The organism is Clostridium sp. (genome assembly GCF_036569345.1).
Classification (GTDB): domain Bacteria; phylum Bacillota; class Clostridia; order Clostridiales; family Clostridiaceae; genus Clostridium_AD.
Window position 1 is genome coordinate 18,457 of sequence record NZ_DATCQT010000193.1, and the last position, 9,008, is coordinate 27,464.

Consider the following 9,008-nt stretch of genomic DNA (forward strand, 5'->3'; position numbering starts at 1 on the left):
CTTTATTAAAAAATTAAGTTGCCTAAATGTACATACCATTTAGAATATACATTTCCATGGTCGTCTCTATAAGTGCCTTTTTTATCCTTCACCATAACTGTTGCCCTTGTGTTTATTTTATGTATGAAACCACTATATTTTTTGCCATCACATAAAAATCTCACCTTTTGTCCTATTACTAATCCATATTTTTCTGTATTTATTTCTTTTTGACTGGGCAATTGATGAACTACATCTGTATGTCCAAATATGTTATTAACCATTGTTTTAAACCTAAGTCTTTTGCAACTGGATTCTTTATAAATATGTAACTCCATTAAATGACATAATTCATGTTCAAATACTATTTGAAATGCCTCTAAGGAATCTTTTGTATTTATCCCTGATACTATTTTGTCTCTTTCTACCTTATAATATTGATAAAAAAATTTTATACCCATTCTAATCTCATAAGTTTCTTCATCTGGTTGTAACAGTTTTAACTTTTTACTGTAAATAGTTTTTCCTGCAGCAGATGTCATTCTAGTGGACAAGGAAAAAATTAATTTTCCTTTAAAATCCCCACTAAAGTAATTGTTGAAAAATTCTTCATCATATAAATCAAATAAATTTTTCAGATCCTCATTTGACATACATTGTATATTTCCTGTGTTCACGTTTTTAGATAAAATGATAAATTTATTTCTTACATCATTTCTTTTATTAATTATATCTGAGCTGCTATATATTAGATCTTTTATGTTTTCACTTATCATTAGCCTTACTTCCTTTTGAGAAAATGGAATAAATTTTAAAGCTTCTTTAAAATAGCAGTATCAATTATTAAACCATGTTTATCTTTAGATAGTTTTAAACTATCTTTATAATAAAATGCTGTTGACTGAGAATTTCCATTTAAATTTTCATAGGAAATTTCTAATTTTTTCGTAGTTTTAACAGGTAGAATTTCTCTAATTCTTATTCCCAGTATTGGATCTTCCATCTCCTCATAAAGAATAAAAGCAGTTTCTCCACAAATTATTCCAACCTTTTTAGAAATTTCAATAATCTTCTTATTCATTGCATCTCGAAGTTCCCCTCGTTCATATTTAACTCTATGCTGAAGAGATTCTATACGTTTTTTATACCACACTTTTTCAATTAGATTAACATTTTCTTCTAGTTCAAGTTCATTTAGCATAATTACCCTTTGAACCCTATTTTTCCCTACTTTTCCTTTTAACGTAACAACTCCGCCTACTTCACCGTTAATTTTAGCAAAAACTGAAAATGGTTCTTTATCATACATGTATTCAATAGTTCTTGGAAATGTTGTTTCCACATTCATTTTTCCCCAATCAATTTCAATATCAGTAACCTGGGGATTTTTAATTCTATTAAATTGTTTAAGTACCTTATCTTCAATTCTTTCATCAGAGTTAATAACTTCCGCAGCTCCATAACTAATTCGAGCTAATTTATTAATGAAATAGCTATTTACGTTGGTATCTATTCCAAAAGGAAATATTCGACTTTCTTTAATATTTTCCTCTACAAAAGTTAATATTTCTTTTTCATTTTCAGCCAAATCATCTGTAAATAAAAATATTACATTTTCCTCTTCTTCACTTTTACCAAGCAGTGCATACTTTATTGCATCAAAAATCACTGCATTTTTTTCTACTTTAAGCTCTTGAATCCATTTTTTTGCATTTTCTAAATTTTCTTCATTAAAATCAACCTTTATCTCTTTTGAGAAGTAACTAAGTTTATCTCCAAAAGCAGCAATATTAAAGGTATCCCCTGATGTTAAATTTTGTAAACACAGTAAAAGTACATTTTTTCCCTCTTTTAACTTATCGCCACTCATTGACTCTGAGATATCTAGAAGGAATATGTAATTTGCTCCCAATATAGTTTGCTCTGCTTCAAGCTCTGGAATAAATCTTAAATATAAAATTCCCTTATCATCTCTAGGATAATCATATATCATTCCTGTAGTTTCTAATTTTTCTTGCTCCTCTAGTATTATTTCTAAACCTTTATCCATCTTTTGATTTATTCCATCCAATGTTACTTTATATAAATTATTTTCTTCATATTCAACCTTCAATTTGTGAGATGTACACTTGAATTTTAATTTTGTTAAGGATTCAACTAATAGTCTTAAAGTAAACTTATAATCATGGCCTTTATTGACACTAACATTTTCACTGGATAATATCGTATTATTTTGTGAAATATTTATTGGATCTATTATTTTTGGAATGGATAACTTCAAATTTCTATTCTCATAACTAAGCTCTTCTATATATGATACTTTAAGTTTTACAACTTCATTAGGAATTATCTTTCCTATAACTATCCTAATTATATTATCTCTAAATTCTTCTAGTAAAAAAGTTTTGTTATCTGAATCCTTAAAATTTTCATAAATCTTATTTGCATCTTCTTTATTTTGTATTAATCCCTTAATAGTCCTACCACCAAGCACTGCCTCAAAACCTGATATAACTGCTTGCTCTGGAATCGGGAAAGTATAAATGGCTTCTACATCATTGCTTCCTTTGTTCTCATATACATGGTCAATAGTATACTCCGCGAATTCCCCACACAAATTTCCTCTTATATTAACTTCTTTTAAAATTATGTTATTTTTTAACTTTTTTTTATGTTTCGAACTATTAATTGACATTGTATCCCTCCTGATTTTATATAACCAAAACTATGCAGAACCCATAAAATATTATACACATATTTTATCATTAATATTAAAATTAGTCTTTGAATTTTTTGCAATAATTTTATTCTTGTTATTTATTTTTATGTACCTTATAATAAATAGATGGATAGTATGGATAATAATATTTATGCTCAACCTGTCGAAAGGGGAAATTATTGTATGAATAATTGTATAGTAGCTCAATCAGGAGGCCCAACTTCTGTAATAAATGCTAGCGCTATGGGAGTACTTGAGGAGAACAATACCTCTCACTATTATGATAACGTTTTTGCTGGCATAAATGGGATACAAGGTATTTTAAACAAACACATTGTAAACCTATCTATTATTACTTATGATGAAGTTAAAGGATTAAAGTATACACCTTCCTCTGGTCTTGGTTCTTGCAGATATAAACTAAAACCATTCAAAAAAAGCACTGAAGAGTACATAAAACTTTTTGAAATATTAGAAGAATATGAAATTAAAACTTTCTTCTATATAGGTGGTAATGATTCACAAGATACTGTACATAAACTTAGTGTTTATGCAAAAAAACATAATCAGGATGTAAAATTCATTGGCATTCCTAAAACCATAGATAATGACCTACCAATTATGGATCATACACCTGGCTTTGGTAGTGCAGCTAAATTAATTGCCACTCAAGTTCTTGAAAACTTCCTAGATGCTAGTGTGTATCCAACAAAAGGAGTCTTCATACTTGAAACTATGGGACGTGATACTGGCTGGCTAGCTGCTAGTGCTTGCCTTGCTACTATTAATGGTAAACCTGTTGCAGATTTTATCTATCTACCAGAAATAGCTTTTGATGCTGAGAAATTTTTAAGAGACGTAAGTAAAAAACTCACTGAAAAAGACCATGTTTTCGTGGTAATATCCGAAGGCATCCGAACAAAAGATGGCAAATCATTAGATGACACATACGAAGTAACCCTTGATAAATTTGGACATGTTCAGTTAGGTGGTATTTGTGCCTATCTTAAGAACTTACTTTTATCAACTGATACGGCTGAGAAAGTAAGGGTTTTAGAATTATCTACAATTCAACGCTGCTCTATGCATTGTGCCTCTCAAACAGATATTGATGAAGCCTATGCAGTAGGAAAAGCTGCTGCAAATTATTCTATTGATGGAGTAAGCGGAAACATGATAGGTTTAAGAAGGCTTTCAAACGATCCTTACACCTCTGAACCTTTTGTACTTGAAGCTGAAAAAGTTGCAAATAATATTAAATATTTCCCTATGGAATGGATAAACGCAGAAGGAAATAATGTTACACGTGAAGCCTACGAATACACTCTTCCTTTAATAATGGGAGAACCAAAAATAGTTATAGAAAATGGTCTTCCAAAATACACATTTTTAGAAGAATTTTTTAAATTATAAAAACAACTTTAAAAACTTTTTTAAATATTATAAACTATAAAAAGCTCTACGATAAATTAAATTTTCGTAGAGCTTTTTTATATTAACTATGTTAAGATAATGGATTCTCATTACCATATTTAAAATAAATTAATGAATTCAAAAATCTCTGGTATTTACTAATTTCAGAGCTTACTTCTCGTCCTCTAAAGACTTGCATTGAAATAACTTCCCATAAAAACACCCATCCACCTATATTAAATCCTTGTTGCACCGTTCCGAGTATTATGTTATCCCCAACAGTTGTACTTAAAAAAACAGACATTGCGAGTAAACTAAGTGATGCGAGTATATATCTAAATATCTTATGATAATTATCCTTTAAAACTTTAATCTCCTGATGCAAATAAAAAGAATAGTACGTTTTAATACCTGCAATTAACGACTCTTCCCTGTTTACATCTTTGCTTTCTTTAGGCAAATAAAAACATATATCCACTCCATTTTTTTCTGGAATCTCTTCAAAACAATTTTCAAGAAAACTTGCTAAATCAGGGTCCATGTCTCTCTTTCTAAAAGGAGCCCGATCCCACTCATTAAATATATCAGTGTATTTATCTATAGCTACTTGTATAACGTAATTCCCTGTAATAGTATTTTTCTCATAAATCTTTTGAAGATAATCACTTTTTTTCGGTTTCATGGTTTTTTCCTTCCATTTAGTATTCATGTTCTGCATTATAGTTTGCATTTTATCAACCCTTCATAAACAATTTATATACAGTTAATTATACTACTCTAATTGAGAATAGCAAAGTCAAGCCGTTATACAAAGAATAGTGATTATTGAGTTTATTTAAGGTATCCTCTAGTTAGCGCTTAAATCCTCATGTTTAGACTTATATTGGTAATTTTTATCAAAATTATTGATATTTATAAAATTAAATTTAAGTACCAGTTTAAAATTCTATCACCACAGATTATTATTAAAAAAGCAGCCATTATTATAGATGGTCCAAAGGGCATTTCCGATCTTCCACTTTTCTTTTTAAACCTCAATAAATAAACACCAATAACCCCACCAATTATAAAAGAAAAGAACATCATTACGAAGGTTAGTTTAAACCCCAAAAATAGTCCACAAAGCCCGCAAATCTCTGCATCTCCCCAACCCATACCATTTGTTTTAATTATAAGCCTTGACAATAAAATAATAAATGTTATGATTCCTGCACCTAATGCTCCACCATAAATATAGGTAGCTACTGGTTGACCTAAATAAAAATTTACTCCTAGTAAAACAAAACCTACACCAATTGCAAGCCATGTGGTAGCAGTATATACATCCATAGTATCATAATCTATCATAGCTATTACTACTAAAAAAGGTATAAGTATTAAAAACCGCATCAAATCAATACTAATTCCATATTGAAAATAAGTTAATAAGAAAAGTATAGCCGTCGTAAGTTCTACTAGGGCATATCTAATAGATATCTTCTCGCCACAGCTTCTGCATTTACCTCTTAAAAAGATCCAACTAAAAACTGGCACAAGATCATAAGGCTTAATATTATGTCCACAGGAGGTACAGTGTGAAGGTGGAAATGCTATACTTTCCCCTCTTGGAATTCTGTAGATACAAACATTTAAAAAACTTCCTATTAATAGGCCTACTATAAAAATATATATTGCGAAAATGCTTTCCATTGTTAAACGCTCCTTGGATCTGGATTTTCTATTTAAATACAATTAATCTGCTTTTTATTTATATTAATATAATGTAAGCTTGTTAACTCTATTGTATTTATTTCCATTATAACTTTACCATAAATAAGCAAATAAAGGAACGTAACTTTGTGCCCTAAAATAATTTAATGTCCAAGGTTATAAAAACTTTGGACAAATTAAGAAAACTATATAAACATTCAATTATTTTACATTAACTTCAGCTTTCTAATCCGCAATAGGATATAATACATTACTACCAACTTTCACTGTTACATCACCATCTGAACTAATTAGAACAGTATAATTAGATGATGGGGTGGCTTTTGGAATTGGTACATTTTGAAGGTATTCTATTATTTTTCCGCTCGTGCCAGTACCACCCTTTACAATTTCTGCTGAGGTTCCAGTGGTAACTAGTAGAATTTCGCCTTTAGCAATTTGTGCATATGTTGCATCGGTTATAACCTTTGCACTAGCTATATCCGCTTTTGCCTTAGCATCCTTTTGAACCGTGCTAAACTTAGGCAGGGAAATTGAAACTATAATCCCAATAATCGCAATTACAATTACAAGCTCAATTATAGTAAATCCTCTTTTGATTATATTTTTCTTATTTTTTTGATGTAACATTTCATTGGAAAAACTTAACATAGAAATACTCCTCCTTACAATAATTTTAAATTCATTTATCTCAATTATTGCCAAGAAAGAGTACTTTATATTCAGTTTAAGTTTTAAATGTGTAAATTTATATTCTACTATTTTTTATAATTAATAATTATGTGTTCCAGTCATTAATTGTACCCTCAACCTTCCTACACTACATCAAATCCATACTTTCTATCAACTATCTTACTATTAGAGTTATATCTGCTAAGTTTAAATGACATATACAAATCCCCTGAAGCTCCTAGTAAATTCATTAGAAATATTATGCCACCTAAATCACTAGGCAACATTAATGTTACAATAGACATCAATGTTAATGGCGCTAGTAAAATAATTAGGAATTTAGTACGGTCTATAGGTATTTCAGAGATTTCCTGAGTATAGGCAAAAATGCCTTTGAATCCATACTAAACTTTACCACCAAAAGCTTTATATGCAAGTCCATGTATACTCTCATGAGTTATCGATATAGGTACCATAAGAAGTATCACATATGTACTAACTTTAATTATCCCATTTATCCATTACCCAGTTAGTAGTAACTGGTTGTGTATTATTTAAAACCTTTAAAGGAGTCTTACTTATATCGGTGATTAAATAATTTAGTTTGATATTGCCTTGTATATTTACTGAACTAGCAACACAACTTCCTTGAAACATATATGACGATCTTCCACCTTTTGAGGAGTAGCTACCCATCGGTATATATACATTTGCATCTAGTTCACAACTGTCTAAATTAACACTTTGATTTTCATCACCAATTATAAATATTTTAGTAGTAGCAGTCGTGGTAGTACCCTGGTCTTGCATACTAATAAACTGGTTATCTACTGTAAAAGAAGTATTGCCTGTTAGATATATATATATTATGTGATCCGGTTACTTTAACTTCAAGCTGTTTATCAAACTTAAAGTTACTATCAACAAGTAAACAAATATCCTTGCTGGTTGTATTAATAGTGAGGGTAGAATGCCAAGGTATTATGTCTAATAAATTCGCAGACAATTTACCACTATCGGTTATTGTATAACTATTTGATGTCACTGTATTTAATGTTACATTATTTTACATTCGTGCATTTTGAGAATTTGTAGGTAGCGAAACTACTGGCAATGTAGAATTACTTAAATTTACTGGATTATTATTTGAATAACTACTTAGGTTTACATTAGTATAATTTGTTATTTGTTCCGCTTTTGATGAAACAAAAGTGTTCAATGTTGCCCATGTCGGAATCGTCTTCGTACCTGCGTACTGCAATGTGCCTGAAATTTTATTACCACCACCATCAAATGTTACGTTCCCACCAATTGCAGCATTATTTTTAATATTACCGCCTTTAAGCATACTTAAATTACCATCTACTTGGGCATTCCCATTAAGGTAGTGGTCCACCTCCAAATAATAAATCACCTTTAATTAAAGCATCACCATTTACTGTTTCATCATCAAAGTTAAAATTTTTAAAACCCACAATTCCATCTGTATATGCACTGCCTCCAGACATTGTTATATTTCCAAAAATACAATTTTGTTTTTAACTGAAGTACCTCCAGTTACTGTTATGTCTCCAGAACATACAATTCCGTTCGTAACTGAATTACCTCCACTTAATATTATATTTTCTGTAGACATGAGCTTACCTTTTATTGACTTCCACTAGCCATAGATAAGTTACCCTTCACAAAAACATCACCATCTGCTTCACCAAAATTAAAGTTATCATTTGAAACTTCACCATTTATAAATAACAAATTATCTGTAGGCCCTCTTCCTATAGTTGCTGAAGGCGTTGTTGTAATTTGAGAAAGTGAAACTCTTACAATCCTAAAATTTGTGGGATTTGTAGAATCCGTAGCCTTAGATTCAATAGTATACTTCCCTGAAGCTGGTATATAACTATTAGTTGATGCAACGTATATTGCATCATGAAATATCACATCACAATTTATAGAAATATCATCAGATTTTAACCCCAATATATCTTTGAAACTGCTTGATGAAGTTGCTGCTTTAACTTGAGCTAAATAGTCTTTTTCCGGAAGTTCTTTGTTTTTTCAAAACTGACTTCAATTGTTCTTCAGTTATTTTCTTAATTTGAACAAGAATATCTCCTAATTTATGTTTATTTTGAAGACCCATATTTGTCACTCCTAACTATTTTTCAATATTAGTAAATTTTTTTTCTTAATAGCTCCATGTTAATTACATAATAAATTATGTTTCGATAATTGTAATAACCCTTCTTAAACGCCTCTATAACAGTATATGTACTCATACTAGAATGTTTACTAAAATTTATATAAATTAAATTAGTATTGCAACATTCCATTACAATACTAATTAATAATTCAACTTCATTCTAATTATTTGGTAAGCGATGGAACACATACCGTTCCCCCAAAAAACAGCCCCACATTAGCCTGTGAAGCTGTTTCCTTTAATAAAATCCTTCTTTTGCAATTTTCTTTATGTAGTTATACTGTTTTTTAATGAGTTTCTTAAATTCGGTGT

At 29.9% G+C, this 9,008-nt stretch carries 13 protein-coding genes; 1 reads left to right on the top strand and 12 read right to left on the bottom strand.

Annotated elements, in window-relative coordinates:
• Positions 1-5 precede the first annotated feature (5 nt).
• Both VIM70_RS20590 and VIM70_RS20595 read right to left on the bottom strand, forming a co-directional pair.
• Positions 6-755: a hypothetical protein gene (locus tag VIM70_RS20590; protein ID WP_331947659.1), complete on the bottom strand. Its 750-nt coding sequence runs from the start codon at positions 753-755 to the stop codon at positions 6-8.
• A 35-nt stretch (positions 756-790) separates the two neighbouring features.
• On the bottom strand, positions 791-2,674 hold the full coding sequence (locus VIM70_RS20595; RefSeq protein WP_331947660.1) for a VIT and VWA domain-containing protein: 1,884 nt from the start codon (positions 2,672-2,674) through the stop codon (positions 791-793).
• 207 nt (positions 2,675-2,881) lie between these two features.
• Between VIM70_RS20595 and VIM70_RS20600 the strand changes: the two genes are divergently transcribed.
• On the top strand, positions 2,882-4,111 hold the full coding sequence (locus VIM70_RS20600; protein ID WP_331947661.1) for a 6-phosphofructokinase: 1,230 nt from the start codon (positions 2,882-2,884) through the stop codon (positions 4,109-4,111).
• Between the two features lie 91 nt (positions 4,112-4,202).
• On the opposite strand, the gene VIM70_RS20605 is transcribed toward VIM70_RS20600, so the two are convergent.
• The 10 genes from VIM70_RS20605 to VIM70_RS20650 all read right to left on the bottom strand — a co-directional run bounded on the left by VIM70_RS20605 (position 4,203) and on the right by VIM70_RS20650 (position 8,636).
• Positions 4,203-4,793 (bottom strand): hypothetical protein, encoded by a 591-nt coding sequence (locus VIM70_RS20605; protein ID WP_331947662.1) that lies wholly within the window; start codon positions 4,791-4,793, stop codon positions 4,203-4,205.
• A gap of 230 nt (positions 4,794-5,023) precedes the next feature.
• Entirely contained in the window at positions 5,024-5,800 is a 777-nt protein-coding gene (locus tag VIM70_RS20610) for a prepilin peptidase (protein ID WP_331947663.1), read from the bottom strand.
• A gap of 246 nt (positions 5,801-6,046) precedes the next feature.
• The gene (locus VIM70_RS20615; RefSeq protein ID WP_331947664.1) at positions 6,047-6,472 is read right to left on the bottom strand and encodes a prepilin-type N-terminal cleavage/methylation domain-containing protein; all 426 of its coding nucleotides are present in this window, start codon (positions 6,470-6,472) and stop codon (positions 6,047-6,049) included.
• A 164-nt stretch (positions 6,473-6,636) separates the two neighbouring features.
• Entirely contained in the window at positions 6,637-6,882 is a 246-nt protein-coding gene (locus VIM70_RS20620; RefSeq protein ID WP_331947674.1) for a DUF3267 domain-containing protein, read from the bottom strand.
• A gap of 112 nt (positions 6,883-6,994) precedes the next feature.
• Positions 6,995-7,303: a hypothetical protein gene (locus tag VIM70_RS20625; RefSeq protein WP_331947665.1), complete on the bottom strand. Its 309-nt coding sequence runs from the start codon at positions 7,301-7,303 to the stop codon at positions 6,995-6,997.
• Between the two features lie 256 nt (positions 7,304-7,559).
• A complete protein-coding gene (locus tag VIM70_RS20630) occupies positions 7,560-7,895 on the bottom strand; it encodes a hypothetical protein (RefSeq protein WP_331947666.1) in 336 nt (111 codons plus the stop codon).
• The gene (locus VIM70_RS20635) at positions 7,873-8,001 is read right to left on the bottom strand and encodes a hypothetical protein (protein WP_331947667.1); all 129 of its coding nucleotides are present in this window, start codon (positions 7,999-8,001) and stop codon (positions 7,873-7,875) included. The genes VIM70_RS20630 and VIM70_RS20635 overlap by 23 nt, the downstream gene beginning before the upstream one ends.
• A 2-nt stretch (positions 8,002-8,003) precedes the next feature.
• The gene (locus VIM70_RS20640; RefSeq protein ID WP_331947668.1) at positions 8,004-8,129 is read right to left on the bottom strand and encodes a hypothetical protein; all 126 of its coding nucleotides are present in this window, start codon (positions 8,127-8,129) and stop codon (positions 8,004-8,006) included.
• Positions 8,130-8,140: 11 nt separating this feature from the next.
• Positions 8,141-8,473 carry a hypothetical protein gene (locus VIM70_RS20645; RefSeq protein ID WP_331947669.1) on the bottom strand — a complete coding sequence of 111 codons (333 nt, stop codon included), beginning with the start codon at positions 8,471-8,473 and terminating at the stop codon, positions 8,141-8,143.
• Positions 8,474-8,507: 34 nt separating this feature from the next.
• Entirely contained in the window at positions 8,508-8,636 is a 129-nt protein-coding gene (locus VIM70_RS20650; RefSeq protein ID WP_331947670.1) for a hypothetical protein, read from the bottom strand.
• Positions 8,637-9,008 lie beyond the last annotated feature (372 nt).